Raw genomic sequence first — 1,406 nt, 5'->3', positions numbered from 1 at the left:
CGGTCACGTCCGCTGGCGTGGTGTAAGAGGCGGCCAGCACTGATCCGTGTGTGTTGATCTTAAGCGGCGATTGCGGTTGTCTCGACGATTTCGGTGTCGTGTTGTTCCGTATTGACGCTGGTCAGGCGTGCTTTGCCGAGGATCTCCAGGCCCATGTAGCGGCGGCCCTCGACCCATTCGTCGGTTTGTTCGGCCAGGACCGCGCCGACGAGGCGGATGATCGCGTCACGGTTCGGGAAGATCCCGACGACGTCGGTCCGGCGGCGGATCTCCTTGTTCAGCCGTTCTTGCGGGTTGTTCGACCAGATCTGACGCCAGAGTTCGCGCGGGAAACTCGTGAAGGCGAGCAGATCGGCGCGGGCGTCGTCGAGGTGCTCGGCGGCTGCCGGGAACTTCTGCGCGATGGTGTCGAGGACCCGCCCGTACTGGGCGTGGACCGCGGCGGTGTCGGGCTGGTCGAAGATGGTGCGGACCAGGGTGGCGACCCACGGCTGTGCGCTCTTGGGCACTTTCGCGAGCAGGTTGCGCAGGTAGTGGGTGCGGCAGCGTTGCCACTGCGCGCCGGGCAGCGCGGCGCCGATCGCGCCGACCAGGCCGCGGTGGGCGTCGGAGATGATCAGGCGGACGCCGGACAGGCCACGGGCCGTCAACGAGCGTAGGAAGGCGAGCCAGCCGGCGCCGTCCTCGTCCGAGGTGACGTCGAGGCCGAGGACCTCGCGGCCGCCGTCGGCGTTGACACCGACCGCGACCAAGGCGTGCACGTTGACCGTGCGGCCGTGTTCGCGGACCTTGATGACCAGGGCGTCGGTCCACACGAAGGTGTAGGGGCCTTGATCGAGGGGCCGGTTGCGGAACGCCTCGACCTGGACGTCGAGGTGCCGGGCCATCTCCGAGACCTGGCTCTTGGACAGCGACTTGACGCCGAGTTGCTCGACCAGCTTCTCCATCCGCCGAGTCGAGACCCCGAGCAGGTACGACGTTGCGACCACGCTGACCAGGGCCTGCTCGGCCCGGCGGCGATGTTCCAGCAGCCAGTCCGGGAAGTACGAGCCGGTGCGTAGTTTCGGGATGGCGAGCTCGACGGTGCCAGCGCGGGTGTCCCACTCACGATGCCGGTAACCGTTGCGTGAGTTGGTGCGCTCGGCAGTACGTTCGCCGTAGCCGGCACCGCACAGGGCGTCGGCCTCGGCGGACATCAACGCGTCCGCGAACGTCTTGACCAGGCTTTTCAGTACATCAGGGCTCGCCGATTCCAAATGCGTGCCCAGCAAACCGGCAAGGTCCAAACTCTGTGGTGCGGCCATCGCAGGTCTCTCCTTCTGATCTAGACAATCCGAAGGATCTGCGGTGGCCGCCTCTTTCGTCCCGGAAAGTCCGGGTCATACACCACTTCGGTGGACGTGACC

The 1,406-nt window shown here is 66.5% G+C and carries 1 protein-coding gene; it reads right to left on the bottom strand.

Annotation, left to right across the window (positions count from 1 at the left end; genetic code table 11):
* Positions 1-59: 59 nt before the first annotated feature.
* Positions 60-1,304, bottom strand: coding sequence for an IS256 family transposase (locus B0I29_RS45025; protein WP_111655314.1), 1,245 nt, complete (start codon positions 1,302-1,304; stop codon positions 60-62).
* Between the last annotated feature and the right edge of the window lie 102 nt (positions 1,305-1,406).

This window comes from Actinoplanes lutulentus, assembly GCF_003259845.1.
Lineage (GTDB): Bacteria > Actinomycetota > Actinomycetes > Mycobacteriales > Micromonosporaceae > Actinoplanes > Actinoplanes lutulentus.
Note: the sequence above shows the minus strand (reverse complement) of the source record. Positions and strands in the feature narration are given on the sequence as shown.